Origin of the sequence: Nocardia sp. CA-084685 (assembly GCF_050955785.1) — a bacterium.
Taxonomy (GTDB): domain Bacteria; phylum Actinomycetota; class Actinomycetes; order Mycobacteriales; family Mycobacteriaceae; genus Nocardia.
The window spans coordinates 934,297-957,091 of record NZ_CP192094.1 but is presented as its reverse complement, the minus strand read 5'-3'; the positions used below and the strand labels follow the sequence as shown (position 1 = coordinate 957,091).

Sequence of the window (22,795 nt, the reverse complement as noted above, 5' to 3'; positions counted from 1 at the left end):
CCGGATCAGACTACGCATCAATTTCACACCTTCACTTCGTATCGTGATTACGGGAGGGCTTCCCCATGCCGCGGGCATGCACCGCGGCCGACCATACGGCCTATTCAATCGTGACGATAGTGGACGTCGTTACCGCAATGTTGCTCCATCATGCCTGAACGGCCGGAATGTGATCAGGGTCGCCCCGGATATCGCTGCCCGTATTCGGCCAGTCCGCCCAGCGCCCGGATCCAGTGTTCGGCGAAGGTCTTGACCTCATCACCGCCGAACACCTCGGCCGCGTAGTCGAAGCGCACGAGCAGACCGTCGGCGGTGGCGTCGGCGGTGATATCGAGCAGCAGATCCGTGGCCGGTGCATCGGTGTGCACGCGCGCCGGGCGCAGATCTCTATAGCGCAACGCGCACCGGCCGGTGGGGAGCGCGCTCAAGGCGGCGGCGGTATCCGGATTGAGATAGCGCAGCAGGCCGTAGCCGACGCCATAGGACGGCACTGCACCGGTGAGCCGTTTGACCTGCTCGATCGCGACGCCCGCCGCGTGACCACCGACCAGCGCCTCCTCGACGTTGACCCCCGCCAACTGCAGCGGGAGCGGGTAATCGGTGGTGAACGCGCCGACGAGGGTGTCGGTCTCGGCCATCGCCCGGCTGTCGGCGTGCAGCCGAACCACCGGGCCGATGGCATCGGTGACGGTTTCGCCCGCGGAGGTGATCTGCGCGAGCGCGAGGGCGGTGAGTAGGACCTCATCGACACTGACACCATGCGCGGCGGCCGCGGCGACGACGGCGGCGGTGCCCTCGGTGGTGATGGTCAGCGAGACCCGGCGCCGCGAGCGCAGGTTCTTGTTCGTGGCACCGGCCTTGGCGGCGGGGACCACGCTCAGGGCGTGGTGCCACCATGCCATTTCCTCGATTGCCGCCGGGCCGCTCGCGCCCTCGGACAGCACGCTCAGCAAGTCGGACAGTCCGGACTCGGGGACGGCGGGCGTGCGGTGCCTGCCGCGCGACCAGGCCAGTGACAGCTTGTCGATGATGGTGCGCCAGGAGGTGTCGTCCACGACGAGGCCATTGGCGACGATGACCATGGTCGTTGGCACCTCGCGGCCACCGACCAGTACGAAGCGGATATTGCGGCCCTGTGCCGGATCCAGTTCGGAGGCGACCGCGCGCACCACATCGTCGACCGGCGGCGGGGTCTGATCGATGCCGTACTCCAGCCCGAGGAAAGCCTCGTCGAGACGCTGCGCCTCGGCCGGGATCTCGAAGACCGGAGCAGTACCCGCAGCGTCGCGGTGCAGACGGACCCACAGCATCGGATGCTGTTCGAGCACCGTATCGACGGCGAATTGCACCGCCTCCGGTGAGTAGTTGGGTGGGATCTCGAGGGTAAGGACGCGCAGTTCGACACCGGAGTCCAACAGCCGCACGGCATTCGGGGTCAGCGATAGCGGGATGGGGGCGTCGTCGGGGGCGTCGGCACGGTGGGGGACGGCGTATTCGATCGGGTCGTCGTCGTGGATGACCGCGAACGGCATGCGCTGGGGTTCGGCGGCAATCGCGGGCTCGTCGTCGTCGAAGTCCGGTGTCGGGGCCTCGACCGTCGGGGGCAGGTCATCGGTCGCTGCCGTGTCCTCGGTCGGTTCCGGAGCATCGATCGGTATCGGGACCAGGACCGATGTCGGGTAGTCGTGGTCGAATGCGGCCGGATCGGCGAGCGGTGCCGCGTACTCGTATCCCTCCGGTGCGGCAGCGTATTCGACCGGCTCGGATGCCTCGGCTTCGGTGGCATTCTCGACCGGCTCGGGCTCTGCGAGCAAGGCGGCCAGGACCGGACCGATTTCGGCGAAGGCCACCGGTGACGTCATCAGCTCGTGGGTCGCCCCGATCGGATGCTCGTTGATCGTGCCGTCGACATAGGGCCGCCAGGCTCGGGATTCGGCGGTGTGGCCGGTGGCGCTGAAGAACTCGAGCGTGCCGTGGAAAACCTTGTGTTGATGGTTGATTCCGAGCTCCACCGAGCGCACCGCGCCACGGTAGCTCTGGCGCAGGCGGTCCGGGGTCAGCAGCGCCAGTTCCGGTGGGATGTTGGCATACAGCACCGCGAGCGCCTCTTCGGTGAGGTTGCGAATATTGCTGTCACCGAGCATGTCCGGGCCGATGCCGAGTTCAGCGAAGGCCGAGCGCAGCTCCGCCCAGAAGTCGGCGATATTGCCGCCGGTGCGGCTGTCCAACATCGCGAGCAATGCGACCTCGGCACCCTCGGACTGCAATTGGACCGCGACCGCGTGGGCCAGCGCACCACCGAGCGACCAGCCGAGCAGCCGATACGGCCCCTCGGGCTGCACCGCGCGGATCTCCTCGACATAGCGCCGGGCCATGGCGTCCAGCGAATCCGGCCGGAAGTCCGATTCGGACAGCGCGGGTGATTGCACACCGAAGATCGGACGGTCGGCGGGCAGGTACTGCGCGAGACCGGTATAGCACCAGGACAATCCGGCCATCGGATGGATGCAGAACAGGGCTTCGCCGGTGCCGTACCGGATCGGCAGCAGCACATCGAGTGCGGCCTCGGCATTCAACCCGTATTCGTAGGCCTCGGTGTCATCGGCGTCCATGATGCGCTGGGTCAGTGCGGCGACGGTCGGATCGGTGAAGAACCATTGCACCTGGACCGCGATGCCGGTCAGCTCGCGCAGCTTGTGCACCGCGCGCATGGCGGCCAGCGAACTGCCGCCGAGTGCGAAGAAATCGTCATCGGAGCCGACCCGATCGATGCCGAGTACGTCGGCGTATACGTCGGCGACGGCCTGTTCCTGCGCGGTCGACGGCGCGAGGTAGGGGCGCGGGGCGAGCTCGGGTGCGGGCAGCGCCGCGCGATCGAGCTTGCCGACCGGGGTCAGCGGCACCATATCGAGTACCACCACCGCCGAGGGCACCATATGCCGAGGCAGGCTGCGCGCGGCGTATTCGGTGAGCGCACCGGTATCGATGGCCCGTCCCGCTACCGGAAGCACATAAACGACGAGGATCTTCTCGCCCGTTGGGTTTTCCCGACCGATCGTGACGGCGAACTCGACATCGTCGTGACCGCCGAACACCGCGTCGATCTCACCGAGTTCGATGCGCAGACCGCGGATCTTGAGTTGGAAGTCCGTGCGACCGATGTATTCGAGTTCCCACTGCCCCGCCTCGCCGACCCAGCGCACCAGATCACCGGTGCGATACATCCGCGCACCGGGTGGACCCCACGGATCCGCGACGAAGCGTTCCGCGGTCAGCATCGGACGATCGTGATAGCCGCGTGCCAGCGCGGTGCCACCGAGATACAGCTCGCCGACGGCGCCGGGCGGCACCGGACGCAGCCGCGAATCCAGCACCACCATCGGCGTTCCCGGCACCGGGCCGCCGATGGTGATGCGCCCTCCGGCGATCAGCTCGCTCCACGACGCGGCCACCGTGGCCTCGGTAGGGCCGTAGCCGTTGATGAAGTGCCGTCCCGGTTGCCATTTGGCGACCAGATCGAGCGAGGTGGAATCGCCACCGCAGCACAGGTATCGGAATTCGTCCAGACCGGCCGGATCGACGGTGCCGAGCACAGCGGGGGTGAAGATCGCGTGGGTGACCCGCTCGGTGCGCAGCAGCGCGGCCAGATCCGCTCCGCCGAGGATGGTGGACGGCACGATGACCAACGTCGCGCCGTTGTGGAAGGTGCACAGCCACTCCAGAATCGACGGATCGAAGCTCGGCGAGCACAGATGCGCGAACCGATGCCGCGGACCGAGTTGGAATACGGCGCTGGCATTCTCGACTGCCCCGCCGATGCCGACCTGGGTGACGGTGACACCCTTCGGTGTGCCCGTCGAACCGGAGGTGTAGATGACGTACGCCGGATGCTGCGGCAGCAAGGTCGCCAGCCGCTCGTCATCGGTGATCGGCGATGGCGACTTACTGGCGACGGCCGCATGGATCGCGGGATCGTCGAGCTGTAGCCAGTGGGTCTCGGACGACTCGTCGGGCAGCCGCTCACTGTAGGTGGAGGTAGTGATGCCGAGGACGGCACCGGAATCGGTCACCATGTGCCGGATCCGGTCCGTCGGATAGGTCGGGTCGATCGGCACGTGCGCCCCACCGGCCTTGGCTACGGCCCAGAAGGCCGCGACCATCTCCAGGGAACGCGGGAAGGCAAGTGCGACGAGGCGCTCCGGGCCGACACCGCGATCGATCAATACCCGAGCCAGTCGCGAGGAGTATTCGTCCAGTTCGCGGTAGGAGATCGAGCGACCGGCGGTGCGCACCGCGACATGTTCGGGGTCGGCGCTGACCGCGCTGGTCAGCAGGTCCGGCAGCAGCCGAACGGCGGGCGTCTCGCCGCGCCGCACTGGTGTCAGCGCCTGCTCTTCGGCCGCGCCGAGCAGCCGCAGGTCACCGATCGGGGCGTCCGGACGGGCGACGATCTCGGTGAGCAGCCGGGTGAACCGGGCGGCGAACATCTCGATCGTCTTGTCGTCGAAGAGATCTCGCGCGAAATTGAACTCACCGCGCAGGCTTTCCGCGGCGGTACCCGGTGCCCACATGGTCAACGAAAGATCGAACTTGGCGGTATCGACGGCGAAATCGAAGGTCTGCGCACGGAGTCCGGGGAGTTCGAAGGTGCTGGTCGGCAGGTTCAGATACGACATCGACACCTGGAACAGCGGGTGGCGAGCCGTGGAGCGCGGCGGGTTCAGCAATTCGACCAGTCGCTCGAACGGGAGGTCGGCATGCGAAAAGGCCTGCAGGTCGGTGTCTTTGGCGTTGGCGAGCAGATCACCGAAGGTGCGGTCCTCGGGCACCTGTAGTCGCAGCACCAGCGTATTGACGAACATGCCGATCATGTCGTCGAGTTCGGCCGCGCCGCGACCGGCCACCGGCGTGCCGATGGCGATATCGTCGGTGCCGGACATGCGCGCCAGGAATACCGATAGCGCGGCGTGCACCACCATGAACATGGTGGCGTTGTGTCGCCGCGCAAGGCGCACCAGACCGGCGTGCACCAGCGGGTCGATCTCGAATTCGGTGCGCCCGCCGGTGAAACTCCGCAGCGCCGGGCGTGGCCGGTCCGTGGGCAGGTTCAGTTCGTCGGGCAGGTCGGCCAGTGCGGTCCGCCAGTATTCGGCTTGGGCCGAGATGAGGCTGTCCGGATCGTCCTCGGAGCCGAGTACCGCACGTTGCCAGATACTGAAATCCGCATACTGCACCGGCAGCGGCGACCATGAGGGAACCTCGCCCGCGCTGCGGGCCGAATAAGCCAGCATGACGTCACGCACCAGCGGCGACATCGACCAGCCGTCGGCGCCGATGTGATGGGCGACGAACACCAGGATGTGATCATCGGTGTCGAGCCGCATCAAGGTGGCGCGGAACGGCACCTCGACGGTGACATCGAAGCCCGCCGCGACGATCTCCCGCACCTGCCGCACCGCTTCCGATTCCGCGATCGGAATCGGGACCAGATCGATCGGCACCGCGTTCGGTGCGAGTACTTCTTGCACCGGCCCGTCGGCGGTCTGCGGGTAGACGGTGCGCAGCACCTCGTGCCGCGCCACCATATCCTCGACCGCCGAACCCAGTGCGGCGATATCGAGTTCGCCGGACAGCCGGATCGCCACCGGTATGTGATAGGCCGCCGAGCTGGGATCGAACTGGTTGATGAACCACATCCGCAACTGCGCAAGCGATAGCGGGACGTGCTCCGGGCGCAGTCCGGCCAGCAGGGGCTGTCGCCGGCCGGAACCGGCATGGGTTTCGACCTTGGCGGCGAGTCCGGCCACCGTGGGCGTCTCGAAGATCGAGCGCACGAGCACCTTGGTATCCAGCGCATCGCCGACGCGGGCCGCCACCTGTGTGGCCAGCAGCGAATTGCCGCCCACGGCAAAGAAATCATCATCGCGGCCGACGCGATCCACGCCGAGCACATCGCCGTACACACCGGCCACGATCTCCTCGACCGGTGTCGCGGGTGCGCGGAAGGCCTGGGTCTCGAACTCCGGATCGGGCAGTGCGGCGCGATCCAGTTTGCCATTCGTATTGCGCGGCAAGTCCGTCAGCGTGACGAACGCATTGGGCAGCATGTACGACGGCAACACCGCGGCCAGCGCGGCCTTCAGTTCGGCGGTCTCGACCGGGGTCGACTCGTCGGCCGGTACGACGTAGGCAACCAGCCAATCACCGATCCGCGCATCGGATTTGACCGCCGCCGCGGCCTGCGCGATCTCCGGCCGGGCCAGCAGCGCGGACTCGATCTCGCCGAGTTCGATGCGGAAACCGCGGATCTTCACCTGGAAATCGGTGCGGCCGTGGTACTCCAGTTCGCCGTGCTGATTCCAGGACACCAGGTCGCCGGTGCGGTACATGCGCGCGCCGGATTCGAACGGGTTCGCTATGAACCGTTCCGCGGTGAGATCGGACCGCCCGAAGTAGCCGCGCGCCAGTTGCGCACCGGCCAGGTACAACTCGCCGGATACGCCGACCGGGACCGGCCGCAGGCGCGAATCCAGGACGTAGACATGGCTGTTCCACTGCGGCCTACCGATCGGAACCGTCACCGAGTCGGCGTCGGTAACCCGATGGTTGGTGATCGAGACCGCGGCCTCGGTCGGTCCGTACAGGTTGAACAGGTCCGCCGCATTGCTTTGGCGCAATCGCTGTGCGGTGGCGGCCGGTAGCGTCTCACCGATGGCCAGTACCCGGCGCAGCGAACGGGCCAGGTGACCTGTCGACAGCGCGTCCAGCATCGACGGCACGACATGCAGTGTCGTCACCGACTCGCGCGCCATCAATTCGTTGAGATAGGCCGGATCCCGATGACCATCCGGCGCGGCGATGACCACCGTGCCACCGCATACCGCCGCCGTCCAGAACTCCCAGACCGACAGATCGAAGGTGGCGACCGTCTTGAGCAGCACCACATCGTCGGCTTTGAGGCCGAATTCGGTTGTCTCCCAGAGCAACTGGTTGACGATCGCCCCGTGCGTGACCGCGACGCCCTTCGGCTGCCCGGTCGAACCCGATGTGTAGATCACGTACGCGGTGTGTCCCGGCAGCAGCGCACCACGGCGTTCGCCCGCGGCGAGCGGAGCGTCCGAGTAGTTCGACAGGTCGAGCTCATCGATCGTCACGGAATCCACGGCATCGGTGTGGAAGCCGCCGGGTACGGAGCTCAGCAGGCAGACCGGTCCTGCGGTCCGCAGTATGTACTCCATGCGTTCGGCGGGTTGATCCGGATCGATGGGCACATACGCCGCACCGGATTTCGCCACCGCGTACATGGCGACGATCAGATCGACCGACCGACGCATGCCCAATGCCACCCGGTCCTCCGGGCGCACGCCGCGTTCGATCAGATACCGCGCCAACCGATTCACCCTGGCATCGAGTTCGCCGTAGCTGATTTTGCGTCCGGGCTGATCGGACACCACCGCCACCGCATCCGGGTCGGCGGCCACCGTCGCATCCAGGAGTGACACCAGCGTCGCCGTCGTATCGATGGGATGCGCGGTGTCGTTCCAACCCGCCAGAATCCGCGAACTCTCGTCACCGGCGAGCAGTTCGATCTCGCCGACCCGCACCGACACATCGGCGAGTACCGCATCGAGCACCCGGACGAAGCGGTCGGCGAAGCCGCGCACCGTGGTCTCGTCGAACAGGTCGGTGGCATATCCGAAATCGGCCATCATTCCAGCGGGCGCGCCGTCGTCGGTGTAGCGGTCGGCCAGGGAGATATGCAGATCCGTCTTGGCCAGCTGCAGATCGAAATCGACCGTGGCGACCGAAAGTCCGGGCAGTTCCAGGGTGGTTTCGGCCAGGTTCTGGAAGGAAAGACCCACCTGGAACAGCGGATTGCGAGCAATCGAGCGAACCGGATTCAGCGCCTCCACGATTCGCTCGAAGGGCACATCGGCATTGGCGAAGGCCTCGAGATCGCGCTCGCGCACGTCGGCGAGCAGCGCCGCGAAAGTATCACCGGGACGCACCCCCGTCCGGAACACCAGCGTGTTGACGAACATGCCGATCAGATCATCGAGTTCGCGCTCGCCACGACCGGCGATGGGCGTACCGACCGCGATGTCGTCGGTGCCCGACAGCCGTGCCAGCAGCACCGCGAGCGCCGCATGCACGACCATGAACAGCGAGGCGTGATTGGCCCGTGCCAGCGCATGCAGTCGGGCATGCCGATCCGCCGAGATCTCGAACCGCACCGATTTACCCTGGAACGACTGGGCAGGTGGGCGCGGTCGGTCGGTCGGCAGCTCCAACTGGTCCGGCAACTGCGCCAAGGTCCGCCGCCAATAGGCGATCTGCTGTGCGGCAGGCGATTGCGGATCGTCCTCGTCGCCCAGCGCCTCGCGCTCCCACAGCGCGTAGTCGGCGTACTGCACCGGCAGCGGCTGCCACTGCGGCGCCTGCCCGTGCATCCGTGCGGCATAGGCGACCATGAGATCGCGCGCGAGCGGACCCATCGACGCACCGTCGGCCGCGACATGGTGCACGGTCAACGCGATCACATGCTCTTGCGGCGCCAGACGGAACAGCGTGACCGCGACCGGAACCTCAACGGTCACATCGAAGGTCAGCACGGCGAAGTCGATGAGGCGGCGCACCAGTTCGTCCTCGGCCACATCTTCGGGCACCATGGCGAACCGGGTATCCGGCACCGGATGGATGACCTGATGCGGCCGCCCGCCGATGCTCGGATAGGTGGTCCGCAGCACCTCGTGCCGGGACAACACATCGCCGATGGCCAGTCCGAGCGCCGCCGCATCCAGCTCACCGGTGAGCCGCACGGCCAGCGGAATATTGTCCACCGCCGAGGTCTCGGTATCGAACTGGTTCAGGAACCAGTACCGCTGCTGCGCCAGCGACAGCGGAATCAACTCGGGTCGCTCCCCCGCGACCAGCCGCGGCCGACTCCGACCGGATCCGGCGGTGCGTTCGACCACGGCGGTAAAGGCGGCGACCGTCGAGGCGTGGAATAGATCCCGGACCGCCAACTGCGTGTCGAGCGCGGCGTCCAGCCGTGCGGTGACCTGGGTGGCCAGCAGCGAATTGCCGCCGAGTGCGAAGAAGTCGTCGTCCAGGCCGACCCGCGTGACACCGAGCACATCGCCGAAGGTGCCCGCGACGATCTCCTCGACCGGCGTCGTTGGTGCGCGGAATACCTTTGCCTCGAATACCGGTGCGGGCAGCGCCCTGCGGTCCAATTTGCCCATCGGCGTCAGCGGCACCTGATCGAGCACCGTAATGGACGCGGGCACCATGTGCGCTGGCAATTTGCGCTCTACCAGCGCTTTCAGCTCCGCCATATCGACGGTCAGCCCGTCGATGGGATGCACATAGGACGCCAAAACGGTGGTCCCGCTGTCGAGTTCGTGCCCGACAGTGACCGCGAAATCCACGTGGTCGTATGAGCCGAGTACCGCGTCGATTTCGGTGAGTTCGATGCGGAAGCCGCGGATCTTCAGTTGGGAGTCGTTGCGGCCGAGGTACTCGAGATCACCGGTCGCGGTCCAGCGCACCAGATCACCGGTGCGGTAGAGCCGGGTGCCCGGTTCGAACGGATTGGCCACGAATCGGGCCGCGGTAAGAGCTTGTTGGCCGAGATAACCGCGCGCCAGTTGCGCACCGGCGACATACAGTTCGCCGACTACCCGGTTCGGCACCGGCGCCAGCCGATCGTTGAGCACATAGGCGGCGATGCCGTGGATCGGCGGACCGAGGGTCACCGGCTCCCACGGCACCATCGGCGCGGTGATATTGGTGGCGATGGTGGCCTCGGTCGGACCGTAGGCATCGAAGAATTCGCGCAGCAGCCCGCCCGCGATCGGCAATACCCAGCGCCGCACCAACTGCGGCGGACAGGCCTCACCACCGGTCACCACGACCCGCAGTTCGTCGAGGCCGTCGGGCTCCACCGAGGCCAGCGCCGCGGGCGTCACGAAGGCATGGGTCACCCGCTCGCGCCGCAGCACCGCGGCCAGTTCCGCGCCGCCGTAGACGGTCGGCGAGACAACCACCATGGTGGCCGCCGCGCCCAATGCCAACAGCAGTTCCAGCACCGACGCGTCGAAGGAGGGGGAGGCGAAATGCAGTGTCCTGGCCGAACTCGTCACCCGGTAGCGGGTCCGCTGCTCATCGCAGAAACCGGATAACCCCTGATGGGTGACCACCACGCCCTTGGGGACGCCGGTCGAGCCGGAGGTGTAGATGACATAGGCCGGATGTGCGCCGTGCAGGGGCCGCACCCGATCCTGATTGGTCACCCGGTCTACCGGATACCGCTGCAGCAGTTCCGCGGTGATCGGGTCGTCGAGCACCAGCCATTCGGCGTAATCGGGCAGGCCGCGGCGAACCGCGCCGACGGTCAGGCCGAAGCTCACGGCGGAATCGGTGAGCATGTGCGCGACCCGATCCGCCGGATAGTGCGGGTCCACCGGCACGAATCCGGCGCCGGTCTTGGCCACCGCCCACACCGCGAGCACCGAATCCACCGATCGCGGAACGGCCACCGCGACCAGATCCTCCGGACCGACACCACGATCGATGAGCAGCCGGGCCAGCCGGGTCGAACGCTCATCCAACTCGGCATAGCTCAGCCCGCCGGAAGTGGCATCGGCATCGGCGAATACGACGGCGAGGCCGCCGGGATTCGCCTCGACGGCGGCCGCCATCAGCTGCGGCAGGGTGACGACGCGCGTCCGCTGTGTCCGTGTCCGAGCCGGCCGCACCCGAGCCTGGCGCGTCACCGGCTCACCGCTTGCGACTGCTCGCAGGTCGCAGGAAACAACGCAGCTTCCTCATGCCGACGTTGTGCAACCACCCGAAACATGAAGGAGCTCACCTACCCTGTAATCCCTAAAAAGTGCTCCCCTCCCAGCGTTTGCTCAGAAGCATCGCATGGTCAGACGCCGATCGTAACCGCATTGGCCGCTTGTGCACGCCGACGATCCACCCGCGCTACCCCGCCGATCGCCGACGCTCAGGGGGTTCGAGCAGCTCAGCGAGCCGGGGACCGATCTCGGCCAACGCTTCGGCAGAGGTCATCAACTCGTGCGTCGACCCGATCGGGCGATCGATGATCTCATCGGAGACGAAAGGCTGCCAGTCGGCGGGGGTGCGATCACCTCGAGCCTCGGCGGCTACCGACGCGCTGGCCTGGTCACGAGAATGCCCCCCTCCGATATCGCGCGGCCGCATCCGAACTTGTCCCATCGACCGATATCCCGGCATAGGAACTTTCCTATCCTCCTCTCGTCGCTACCCGTACCGGTAACGGCCTGTGCGAGCACCGGCCGCCGGGTGGAAGATCAACTCGGGTCCTGGACGCCCAATAGCGCACCGAGGTCGACCACAACCGGGACGGCCCCGAATTCCGGCGCGGGCGCGCCGTCATCCAGCACCACCGCGTGCAGATCTTCCAGCCCTGCCACCTCGACGGGCCCGAGTCCGGCCCGATCGATGAACAGATGTGTCACCCATTCGTCGGCCAATAGTGCCGAAAGCGTTACGTTGTCCAGGTCACCGGCGGTCACCACCACCGACGCGCCGTTCTCACCGGCCGCGACCACTTCCAGCAGCGCCGCCGCCGAATCCGCGCGGCCGTGCCGGAACAGCCGGGACTCGAAGGTGAGTTCGGTGCGCGCCCGCAGCCGCTTGGTCGCGACGGAAATGTCGTTGTAGGACAACGCAACTCCGGCGACGAAGGCCGGATCCTCGCCGCGCAGCGCCTGGGTCCGGTTGGCGTAGGTCACCGGTCGCGGCGATTCGGCGGCGATCTCGGCGAGCACGTCCGGATCGTCCAGGGCCAGCCAGTCGATACTGCTATCAGTGGGCCATGCACCGGTGGTAAGCCCGACCTTGACCTCGAGACCAACGGGCAGCGGCCGGTCGAGGCCACTCACCGGGATCAGTGCGGCACCGGCCTTGAGCACCGCCCAAGTGGCGACTACCGCGTCCACCCCGCGATCCAGCCGGATCACGACACCGGTGCGCGGACCGCAGCCGCGGCCGATCAGCACCCGAGCCAACCGCGAGGACCGCGCGTCGAGATCCTGGAAGGACACCGCGTCCTCGCCGAAGACCACCGCGGGCCCGTCCGGATCCTCCTCCACCGCGGCGGCCAGCGCCTGAGTCAGCGCCGCACCACTGGTGACCGGCACATCATCATCGACGGGCTGCGGCACGGTTTCCGGTGCGGCCAGTGCGCGATCGCGTTCGGCGGCATCGAGGATATCGATGTCGCCCACGCTGATCTGCGGGTCCGCCACGACGGCGGTGCAGATCCGAGTCAGCCTGCGGCCGAATGCCTGCACCGTCGATGCGTCGAAAAGGTCGGTGGCGTAATTGAATACCGCGACCAGCTCGCCGGGAGCACCGTCCGCGCCGTGGCGCGGCTCGACGGTCAACTGCAGATCGAACTTCGCCGCGACCGCACCGGTATCCAGCGCCGCGACCGTCAGACCGGGCAATTCCAGCTTCGGCGGCTCCAGATTGTCGAAGGAAAGCACCACCTGGAACAGCGGGTTGTGCGAGGTCGCCCGGTTGGGCAGTACCACCTCGACCACTCGCTCGAACGGAATATCGGCATTGCCGAAGGCCGAAAGGTCGGTCTCGCGCACATGTTCGACAAGCGCGTCGAAGGTGGTTCCCGATTCTGTGGTGGTGCGCAGCGCCAAGGTATTGACGAACATGCCGACCAGATCGTCGAGCGCGCGCTCACCGCGGCCCGCGATGGGGGTGCCGATCGTGATATCGGAACTGCCGGACAGTCGCGCCAGCAGCACCGCGAGCACCGCGTGCACGACCATGAACAGTGACGAATTGTGTTCCCGGGCAATGCGAATCAGACCGGCATGCACCTCGGGTGAAAGCGTGCAGGCCGTCGACGCGCCGCGCATGGACGGTACCGCGGGACGCGGCCGGTCCAGCGGCAGCTCGAGCGCGCCGGACAGTCCTGCCAATTGCTCGCGCCAGTAGGCCAATTGCTGCGCGGCGACGGAATTCTCGTCGTCGTCGGTACCGATAGCCGCACGCTGCCAGATCGCGAAGTCGGCGTACTGCACCTCGAGCGGCGTCCAGGTCGGGACATCACCGGCACAGCGCGCGGCGTAGGCGAGCATCAGGTCACGGGCCAGCGGTGCCATCGAGGCGCCGTCGGCCGAAATGTGGTGCACCACCATGGCGAGCAGATGACGCTCCGGGGTCCCACGCAGCAGCACACCGCGCACCGGAACCTCTCGGGTCACATCGAATCCGGTCGACATCAGCTCGGTGATGCGGACGATCGGATCGGTGCTCGACTCGACCGCGAGCCCGCCCGGCCAAGCCTCGGCAACCGGCAGGATCTCCTGGTACGGCAGCCCGCCCGGCCCCGTCGACGGGTAGCGAGTGCGCAGCGCCTCGTGCCGCTCGAGCACATCGGCGATGGCATCGCGCAGCGCCTGCACATCGAGGGCACCGGTCAGGCCGATGCCGAGCGGGATGTTGTAGGCCGCCGAGCGGGTATCGAACTGATTGAGCACCCACATGCGCTGCTGCGCCAGCGACAACGGCACCCGTTCCGGGCGCGCCGTCACAACCAGCGGGGTTCGGGTTCCGATCGAGGAGCCGGGCACGATTCGTGCGGCCAGCGCCGAAACCGTCGATGCCTCGAATAGCTCGCGCACCGAGACATTGGCGTCCAACGCCTCGTTGATCCGGCTCACCGCCCTGGTGGCCAGCAATGAATTACCGCCGAGGACGAAGAAATCGTCGTCCAGACCGACATCGCGGACACCGAGTAGTCCGGCGAATACCCCGGCGACGGCCTGCTCGATCGGGGTCTGCGGGGCGCGGTAGGTGGCGCTGCTGACGAATTCCGGTGCGGGCAGCGCCTTTCGGTCCAGTTTGCCGTTCGGGGTCAGCGGCAGCGCGCCGAGTACGACGATCGCGTCCGGAACCATATAGCTGGGCAGGAATTCGGCGATCGTGCTGCGCAGCTGCGCGCCCTGCACCTGCGAATCCGCCTCGGCCATCACATATCCGACCAAACGGTCACCGGTGTGTTCGTCGGAGCGCACCAGCACCATCGCCTGGCTGATGGACGGCTGGGCGAGTAGCGCCGATTCGATCTCACCGAGTTCGATGCGGAAGCCGCGCAGCTGTACCTGCTGGTCAGTGCGCCCGGCGTATTCGAGATTCGCGTGGCCCGCGAAACCGGCCCAGCGACCTAGGTCGCCGGTGCGGTACATGCGAGATCCCACCGCCCCGAACGGATTCGCTACGAAACGGGTCGCGGCCAATCCGGGCCGCCCGAGATAGCCGCGGGACAACTGCGCACCGCTGATATAGATTTCGCCCGCAACTCCGACCGGAGCCGGATGCAGCCGATCATCGAGCACATAGCTCTCCAGGCCGGGCAGCGCACGACCGATGGCACTGGCCGGATTCTCGGCGAGCTGCTCATCCAGCGCCAAGAACGACACGTGCACCGTGGTTTCGGTGATGCCGTACATATTGACCAGCCACGGCGCATCGAAGGCGTGCCGCTCGTACCAGCGCCGCAGCTGACGCAGATCCAGTGCCTCACCACCGAATACGACATAGCGCAGCGCGAATTTGCCCTGGTCCCCGGCATGTGAGGCACGATCGGCCTCGGCGAGTTGGTAGAAGGCCGACGGCGTCTGGTTCAGCACCGTGACTTGTTCGCGAATCAGCAAGTCGCGCAATTGCTCCGGTGAGCGAGAGGTCAGGTAGTCGACCACGACCACGGTGCCGCCATTGGCGAGCGCGCACCACAGTTCCCACACCGAGAAGTCGAAGGCGAAAGAGTGGAACAGCGTCCACACATCGGTGTCGTCGAATTCGAACATCAACTGGGTGTTGGCGAACAGTTCGACCACATTGCGATGTGAAACGCCGACGCCCTTCGGCACACCGGTGGAGCCCGAGGTGTAGATGACATAGGCCAGGTTGTCCGGCCGCAGCCGGGACGTGCGCTCGATATCGGTGATCGGCGATTCGCCGAAGCCCGCGGTTTCATCGAGCAGCACCACCGGGGCATCCGTCGCCGGAAGGTCGCCCAGCAGATCCGAGGTGGTCAGCACACAGGTCGGCTGCGCGTCGCTGAGCATGAACTCGAGTCGCGGCGCCGGATAGGTGATGTCGATCGGCAGATATCCGGCACCGGCGGTGAGCACTCCGAGCAGCGCGATGGGCAGCTGTTCGGAGCGCGCGACGGCAACGGCGACCAGCGCTTCCGGCCCCGCACCGCGCGCCATCAACGCCCGCGCCACCTGATTCGCGCGCCGCTGTAGTTCACCGAAACTCAGTGCGGTACTACCGAATCGGACCGCGACCGCATCCGGACGGCGCCGTGCCTGCGCCTGGATGAGATCGAGCAGTGTCACATCCGGCACGGCCGCACCGGCCGAATTCCATTCGTGCAGAACCAGCTCGCGCTCGCCGGGGGCGAGCAGATCGATATCGCCGAGCACCGCATCGGAGTCGGCGGCCACTGCGGACAGCACCCGCAGGAAGCGATCGGCGAAGTCCTGCACCGTGGCGGCATCGAACAAGTCGGTGGCATAGGTGAATGTCGCCGACATGCCTCGCGCCGCGGTGTGAGATTCGCGGCGCTCCCGGCGCCCTCCGTGGTGACGCTCCGCTACCGCCTCCGGGCCCGTCGCTCGCGCCGCGGTGTCGGATTCCGCGATCTCGAGCTGCAGATCGAACTTGGCCAGCGCCACCCCGTGTTCCACACCCGCGACCGTCAGACCCGGCAGCTCCAGTTCGGTGCGCGCCAGATTCTGGAAGACCAGCATTACTTGGAACAGCGGATGCCGCGCGGCCGAGCGCACCGGATCGAGCAGTTCGACCAACCGCTCGAACGGCACGTCGGCATGTCCGAAGGCCGCGACATCGACCTTGCGCACCGTACGTAGCAGGTCGTCGAAGGTCATGGCGGGATCGATCTCGGTTCGCAGCACCAGGGTGTTGACGAACATGCCGATCAGATCGTCCAGCGCCGCCTCGCCGCGACCGGCCACCGGGGTGCCGATCGCGATGTCGCGGGTACCCGACAGTCGGGCGAGCAGTACCGCGAGCGCGGCGTGCACGACCATGAACAGGGTCGAATTGTGTTCGTGCGCAAGCTGGTCGAGACGGCTGTGAATGTCCGCATCGATGTCGAAGGCGAGGACGGCACCGTTGTTGGATGCGGTGGCGGGGCGCGGCCGATCCGCGGGCAGATCCAATTGTTCCGGCAGCGCGGCCAATTCGTTGCGCCAGAACTCGATCTGCTGCGCGAAGACCGATTCCGGATCGTATTCGCTGCCGAGGATTTCGCGCTGCCAGAGGGTGTAGTCGGCGTATTGCACCACAAGCGGCGGCCATTCCGGCCGTCCGCCGCGCACGCGCTCGCTGTACGCCGCCATCAGATCGCGGGCAAGCGGACCGAGTGAGAAACCGTCACCCGCGATGTGGTGCACCACGCACACCAGCACATATTCGGACTCGCCGAGCTGGAATAGCCGCAGCCGCACCGGCGGTGCGGCCGTCACATCGAATCCGTCCACCACCTCGGCCCGGATCAGTTCCGAAAGTTCTTGTGCTACAGCGGCGGTCACCGGCAGTTCGGGCACCGCACGAGCATCGGTGACGGGCAGAACGACCTGGAAGCCCTCGCCATCGATATCCGGATAGATAGTGCGCAGCACCTCGTGCCGCTCGATCAGATCGCGCGTCGCCGCGAGCAGTGCCTCGACATCCAGTCGCCCGGACAGTCGCACCGCAAGCGGAATGTTATTGACCGCATTCGCCGTATCGAAACGGTTCAGGAACCACATCCGCTGCTGCGCGTACGACAGCGGAATCCGATCGGGTCGGGTCTGCGCGGTCAGCGCCCGGCCGACCGCCGAACCCGCGTGCTGCTCGACACGTTGGGCCAGTACCGAAACCTTCGACGCCTCGAAGAGCAGCTGCACCGGCACCCGGAGACCGAGTGCGAAACCGATGCGCGCGGCGGCTTGGGTGGCCAGCAGCGAGTTGCCGCCCAGTTCGAAGAAGTCGTCATCCACGCCGACGCGCGCATCCGTCGTGGGACCGAGCAGCAGCGCCGCGAATACATCGGCGATGATTTCCTCGACCGGCGTTGCCGGAGCACGGAACTGACGTGCGGCGAAGACCGGTTCTGGCAGTGCCGCCCGGTCCAGCTTGCCGACCGGGGTCAGCGGGATCTCGTCCAACACCATGATAGCGGCCGGAAGCATAGAGGCCGGCAACGATTCTCCGAGATGCGCGACCAGCTGGCCGGTATCGAGGGCGGCCCCCGCACGCGGCAGCACATACGCGATCAGCGAGGTCGTACCCGAGGGCAGCGTCTTGCCGAGCGTGGCCGCGAAGTCGACATCCGGATGTGTGCTGAGCGCGTTATCGATCTCGCCGAGTTCGATGCGCAGCCCGCGGATCTTGACCTGGAAATCGGATCGGCCGAGGTACTCCAGAGTGCCGGTTTCATTGCGCCGCACCAGATCTCCGGTGCGGTACAGGCGTGCACCCGGGTTATCGACGTCCGCGCCGAACGGGCTGGCAACGAAGCGTTCCGCGGTCTGCGCCGGTCGACCGAGATAACCCTGTGCGAGCACCGCGCCCGAGACGTAGAGCTCACCGACGACGCCCGCGGGCACCGGCCGCAACCGCGCGTCGAGGATGAAGGCGCCAACGCCCGCGATGGCCGAGCCGATGGTGACGGGCTCTCCGGGCGCGATGGCCTCGGTGGTGGTGACCATGACGGTCGCCTCGCTCGGCCCGTACGCATTGAATACCGCGCGCCCGCTATCCACCCAGCGCGCCACCAATTCCGCGGGCAGCCGGTCCCCGCCCGCCACCACGACCTGCACGTCATCGAGACCGGCGGGATCCAGTGATTCCAGCGCACCCGGGGTGATCAGCAGATGGGTGACCTGTTCCCGGCGCAGCAGATCCGCGAGTTCGACCCCGCCGAATACCGTCGGCGGCGCGATGACCAGCGTCGCGCCCACCGAGAAGGTGAACAGCGTCTCCATTATCGAGAAGTCGAAACTGGGCGAACTCAGATGTGCGACGCAGGAGTCCGCGTCGATCAGATAGTGCTCGCCGATCGCCGCCAGCCCCGCCAGACCGGTATGAGTGACCGCGACGCCCTTCGGCTTACCGGTGGAACCGGAGGTGTAGATGACGTAGGCCGGATGGTTTTCGTTGACCGCCCGCACCCGATCGGCATAGGAGACCGGGTGATCGGGCCGAGCGGCGATGCGCTCGGACACCACCGGATCGTCCAGTTCGATCCAATAGGCCGAGGTGCCGAGCTTGGCCCGATGCGCCGAAGTGGTCAGACCGTGTGCGGCACCCGAATCGGTGACGATGTGCTGGATCCGCTCCGCCGGATAATGCGGATCGACCGGCACATAGGCCGCACCCGTCTTCGCGATCGCCCACAGCGCGACGATCGATTCGACCGAACGGGTAATGCCCATCGCCACGTAATCGCCCGCGCCGATCCCGCGGTCGATCAGCTCGCGCGCGACCCGTGAAGAGCGGGCATCGAGTTCGCGATAGGTGAGTTCACGCTGGTCCGCGGGATCACCGGTCGGGTTGAAACGCAGTGCGATCGAGGTGGCCGCGGACTCCACCGCGGCCGTGAGCAGCTGAGCGAACAGCGGGCTGCCAGACCTGCGTCGGCGACTACCTCGGGCGGAACGACGAGCAGTTTCCATTCGGGTGTAATCACCTCTCGGGTCGAGCTGAGACCTGCCCCCGACCCCGCTGCAGGGCGTCGTGCGCCGGGGGCCAAACCAGTCCGAGTCATCTTATAAGCCTGAAACACGCGCGGTTATGTCTCCGCCCGAAGGGCGCGGACGGCACAGCTGTGTATCGGTCTCTGATGATTGATGTTGCGGACCCATCAGACCAGGGTGACCTACATCACATACTGGTCGGACTATTCCAGCTCATTCGTCGAGCCACCGCTCGATCTGATCGAGGTCCGCACCCGAGTAGATGTTCGTACCGTCTTCGGCGTCGAGGAGCATCCAGTCGTAGGGCACCCTGGAACCGCGTTCGAGCCGATACCCCGCCCGTCCCGCTCGGGCCGTGAGTTGCCGAATCCGCACCACCGTGGGTTCGAGCCGCCTGTCATCGTCCATTAGACGAACCGTCCTCGTGAATTTCGCGGAGGCGGAGTGAATTCCGCCCAGTACTCACGCCGAATCGCATCCCACAACCGAGACAGCTCCGGAAATTGCTCTCGCATCTGCGCCAGGTCCGGTGCCGCAGCCGCCGTGCACGAAACCAACGGCTCCTCGGACCCATTGCGTACCAGCATCATTCGAATGTCGTGGTGATCTATCCGCCACTCGGCCAGCCAGCCGTCTACCTCGGTGCGACGCCCGCCCACGCCTCCCCCTGCCCGTGTGGATCGCCTGCCAGGGATTCGAGCCTCTCCAGCACCTCACGCAATGTCCGCACCGACTGGCCGCCGGACGGTAGCGCGTCGACCTCGGGCGCTCTCGGGAAATCGATTCCTCTGGGGGCGGCGCGTTCACGCGGGCTCATCGACTGCGGAACCAGCCGCCCAGCGAGAACGAGCGTCTGGTATGCCGCCGATTTCCACACGCACCGGTTGATTCGGCACGCGCGATGCCGTTGCCACAGCCGGTGCGCCAGCGTCACATCCGCGGCATCGCATAGCGGTGGCACGGTGACGAGTACGGGGCGCGATTGCTTCGCCTCCTCGACTTCGAGAAGTCGAATACCCTCGTGGCCAGGGCGTTTCGCGTTGTTGATGCTTCCGTGTTGCTCGACCATGTGGTTATGTTGCTCCCCTACACGGCATCGACGAGTCTCAAACGGACAGTCCGATTGAAATCGTCCGTACCCGCAGTGTCCGGACCGTTTACATCTGGAGTTACATCCGAAACGGACCGAGACCTGGGCCGTTTCGGACTAAGCAGGGGAAGGGGAAACAATGGCGAGGGAATGATCAGCCCGGCTCGACGCTGCCGCGTCGGCAACTGGGGCGAGCACTTCGTGATGCGCGCGAGGGCGCCGGGTTCACGCTCGAGCAGGCCGCACACGAGATGGAGATGGGCAAGACCTCGGTAATTCGGATCGAAAAGGGACACAACGACAAGGTCAAGCAGCGCGACGTAGACGGATTCGGCCGTCTTTACGGCCTCAGTGACCGACGGATCGACGAATTGAAAGCCCTTGCGCAGCAGATGGCAACGAAATCTTGGTGGCAAGCAGACCGACATCTGATTCTGCCGAGATATCGCACGTATATAGGGCTTGAATCCGGAGCGTCACAACTGTTCTCTTACCAGCCCTTGATTGTCCCTGGGTTGTTGCAGGTGGCCGATTACGCGAGAGCGATCGAGCAACCTCAGCTGCCGAGTGATACACCGGAAGATCTCGAGCGCCGTGTCAGCCTGCGGCTGCGCCGCGCCGCAATCCTGACTCGGCAGCGCAATCCCATACCCGCCGAGTTCATTCTTCATGAGAGCGTCCTGCATACAGTCGTGGGATCGCGCACCGTCATGGCCAACGAATGCCGACACATGGCGGACATAAGCACCCGGGACAACATCATATTGCGGATACTGCCGTCCTCCGCGGGTTTTCCGGCGGCGGGAATTCCGGTGCAGCCGTACACCATCCTGGACTTCCCGGCAACGGGCCGAAGTTTCGACGCGGAGCCGCCTGTCGTCTACTGCGAAAACCCCATCGGTTCAATGTTCTTCGAGGATGCAGCTGACGTGCGGCGATACCGGGACATTCACGAAGCTCTTCAGCGTGCCACACTGGACGAGCAAGCATCGAGGGACCTGCTCAGGCAGGTAGCAAGGAGATACGGCTCGTGACCATCAACCTGACCGGCGCACAGTGGTTCAAGTCGTCGCGCAGTGGTCCGGCCAACGACTGCGTCGAGGTCGCCTGGCTCGAATCCGGTCACGTCGGAGTCCGCGACTCCAAAAACCCCACCGCCCCCGCCCTGATCTTCACCCCAAGCGAATGGGACACCTTCACATCTGCCTTGCAGGCTGGCGAGTTCCACCACCCCGCATAGCCTCGGCCCTGGACAACTGATCACCGTGCATCCCTGCGGGCAAACACCGAGAATCCCCTCCACCCAAACCTTCTCGAGCACGCAACCACAGCCAGTCGACCCCGCTGGAAGTCGAAGGAGCCCATCTGACTGCGGAAGGTAAGCCGGGTACGGCACACGACGCGCCCAGCACTGCAACGGCAAAACCACGGAACGCCAAACCATCTTGGCCAGGCACACCCCGAAAGCCACTGCAGAACAACAGGACCCACCGCAGCCCCACCAACCCTCCGGCCCCACTGATCTCCCCCGAATCGAACACCTTCCCCGCCAACCCGCACGACACCACCCCCACCCCCGCTCGACTACCGTCTCCCGCGCATCAGTTCGCACGCCGCGCACGCTTCTGCCCACGATTTCGTGCGTGGCGTGAAAACACCTGCGCGGCACGGGTCCAGCGCATCAGAGACTTCCGGTCATGAGTCGGATGCGGATTCCACCACAGCTCGGTCAGCAATTGCCGATTTCGGCGAGCCCAGCAGCGGCCGTCATCTCCCAGTCAATGGTCGATACCCCACGGCTGACCACCGCCCCTCGACCACCTGATCCCCACCACCCACCCAGACGGGCCCCAGGTTGGACAGATGATCACGTGGAAACTGGGGCGGCATCGCCCGAGACGCCCCCGCCGCCATGTCCACCTGATCTTGATCGTTGGGCGAGGCCGGGGGGGCGCAGAGGTTCGAGCTGGGGGTTGAGGGGGTTGTCGGTGGGGGTGGGGATAGTGGGGGGATGGGGGTATTGGATGAGCCGTTTGTGGGGTCTTGGGCAGTGGCGGCGGGGGTGGTTACGCGGTGGGAGCTGCGGCACAACTTTGTGCGGGTGTTTCCGGATGTCTATGTGCGCAAAGGGTGCTCGCTCGATGCGAGAGGGCGCGCCTGTGCCGCTGCGCACTGGGCGAAGGGTGATGGTGTTCTGATCGGGCGCTCGGCGGCCGCCATGCACGGCACTCGCTGGCTCGATGCAGATCAAGCAGCAGAGATCGCCAGGCGCGGACACTGTCGTCCGCCCTGCGGGATTCGTGTCGTCCGCTCGGTTATCGAGCCGAGCGAATGCTGTGAGGTCGACGGGTTCGCGGTCACAACACCGGCGCGCACTGCATTCGACCTCGGTCGGCGGCTGCCGCGCGAGCGGGCCGTACCGATCCTGGACGCACTGTGTGCGGCCACCGGACTCGAACCAGGTGAAGTCGCGGTCTTGGCAGCAAAACATCCGGGGGCACGTTTCCTCAACCGTTTGCGCACAACGCTCGTCGTCGTAGATCCAGGCGCCGAATCCCCACCCGAGACCCACACACGCTTACTCCTGATCGACGACTGCTTACCCCGTCCCGCAACACAATTAGTGATCCGTAATCACTACGGCGAATTCGTCGCGCGCGTCGACCTCGGTTGGCGCAAATGGCAGGTAGCCGTCGAATACGACGGCGCCCAACACTGGACCGACCCCACCCAGCGCACCAAGGACATAGACCGCATAGCCCGCATCGAAGCCCTGGGCTGGCGCGTAATCCGCATCAACGCAACCCTCCTCTACCACCGCCCCCACGTAGTCCTCGACCGCGTCCGCACCGCCCTCACCACCCAAGGTGCACAACTGAACAAATGATCACGTGGAAACTGGGGCGGCATCGCCCGAGAA

8 protein-coding genes are annotated in these 22,795 nt (G+C 66.1%); 3 read left to right on the top strand and 5 right to left on the bottom strand.

All coding sequences use genetic code 11. The features are described from left to right. Positions 1-173: 173 nt before the first annotated feature. From ACQP2U_RS04010 to ACQP2U_RS03990, 5 genes are all read right to left on the bottom strand, one after another. Positions 174-10,778, bottom strand: coding sequence for an amino acid adenylation domain-containing protein (locus ACQP2U_RS04010; protein WP_433713455.1), 10,605 nt, complete (start codon positions 10,776-10,778; stop codon positions 174-176). 211 nt (positions 10,779-10,989) lie between these two features. Continuing rightward, positions 10,990-11,244 carry a hypothetical protein gene (locus tag ACQP2U_RS04005; protein ID WP_433713453.1) on the bottom strand — a complete coding sequence of 85 codons (255 nt, stop codon included), beginning with the start codon at positions 11,242-11,244 and terminating at the stop codon, positions 10,990-10,992. A gap of 95 nt (positions 11,245-11,339) precedes the next feature. Next, positions 11,340-18,764, bottom strand: coding sequence for an amino acid adenylation domain-containing protein (locus ACQP2U_RS04000; RefSeq protein ID WP_433713451.1), 7,425 nt, complete (start codon positions 18,762-18,764; stop codon positions 11,340-11,342). A gap of 234 nt (positions 18,765-18,998) precedes the next feature. Then, positions 18,999-19,193: a hypothetical protein gene (locus ACQP2U_RS03995; RefSeq protein ID WP_433713449.1), complete on the bottom strand. Its 195-nt coding sequence runs from the start codon at positions 19,191-19,193 to the stop codon at positions 18,999-19,001. A 226-nt stretch (positions 19,194-19,419) separates the two neighbouring features. Beyond that, positions 19,420-19,854 (bottom strand): hypothetical protein, encoded by a 435-nt coding sequence (locus tag ACQP2U_RS03990; RefSeq protein ID WP_433713447.1) that lies wholly within the window; start codon positions 19,852-19,854, stop codon positions 19,420-19,422. A 26-nt stretch (positions 19,855-19,880) separates the two neighbouring features. Here ACQP2U_RS03990 and ACQP2U_RS03985 point away from each other — a divergent pair, with 26 nt between their 5' ends. From ACQP2U_RS03985 to ACQP2U_RS03975, 3 genes are all read left to right on the top strand, one after another. Beyond that, positions 19,881-20,909: a helix-turn-helix domain-containing protein gene (locus ACQP2U_RS03985; RefSeq protein ID WP_433716362.1), complete on the top strand. Its 1,029-nt coding sequence runs from the start codon at positions 19,881-19,883 to the stop codon at positions 20,907-20,909. Continuing rightward, on the top strand, positions 20,906-21,115 hold the full coding sequence (locus ACQP2U_RS03980; protein WP_433713445.1) for a DUF397 domain-containing protein: 210 nt from the start codon (positions 20,906-20,908) through the stop codon (positions 21,113-21,115). Before ACQP2U_RS03985 ends, ACQP2U_RS03980 begins: the two co-directional genes overlap by 4 nt. Before the next feature lie 771 nt (positions 21,116-21,886). Beyond that, the gene (locus ACQP2U_RS03975; RefSeq protein ID WP_433713443.1) at positions 21,887-22,762 is read left to right on the top strand and encodes an endonuclease domain-containing protein; all 876 of its coding nucleotides are present in this window, start codon (positions 21,887-21,889) and stop codon (positions 22,760-22,762) included. Positions 22,763-22,795: the final 33 nt, after the last annotated feature.